The organism is Vibrio sp. RM-69-4 (assembly GCF_024743775.1).
Taxonomy (GTDB): domain Bacteria; phylum Pseudomonadota; class Gammaproteobacteria; order Enterobacterales; family Vibrionaceae; genus Vibrio; species Vibrio anguillarum.
Window position 1 is genome coordinate 1 of sequence record NZ_JAMQXI010000084.1, and the last position, 657, is coordinate 657.

Annotated in this window: 1 protein-coding gene; it reads left to right on the forward strand. The window is 47.9% G+C overall.

The genetic code is table 11. The features are described 5' to 3' along the window. Window positions 1–657, forward strand: a 657-nt coding sequence (locus NB504_RS17660; protein WP_258429496.1) for a GTP-binding protein, incomplete at both ends; no start/stop codon positions are given.

Genomic DNA, 657 nt, shown 5'->3' on the forward strand with positions numbered 1-657 from the left:
TGGTACTATCGGCCACGTTGACCACGGTAAAACAACTCTAACTGCTGCTATCTGTACTACACTTGCAAAAGTGTACGGTGGTGAAGCGAAAGACTTCGCATCTATCGATAACGCTCCAGAAGAGCGCGAGCGCGGTATTACAATCAATACTTCTCACGTAGAGTACGATACACCAGCACGCCACTACGCACACGTAGACTGCCCAGGACACGCTGACTATGTTAAAAACATGATCACAGGTGCTGCGCAAATGGACGGCGGTATCCTAGTTGTTGCTGCAACAGATGGCCCAATGCCACAAACTCGTGAGCACATCCTACTTGGTCGCCAAGTTGGTATTCCTTACATCATCGTATTCATGAACAAATGTGACATGGTTGATGATGAAGAGCTTCTAGAGCTAGTAGAAATGGAAGTTCGTGAGCTTCTATCTGAGTACGATTTCCCAGGTGATGACCTACCAGTTATCCAAGGTTCTGCACTAGGCGCACTAAACGGCGAAGAGCAGTGGGAAGCGAAAATCATTGAACTTGCTGAAGCGCTAGACACTTACATTCCAGAGCCTGAGCGTGCAGTAGACCAAGCATTCCTACTACCAATCGAAGACGTATTCTCAATCCAAGGTCGTGGTACAGTAGTAACTGGCCGTATCGAGCG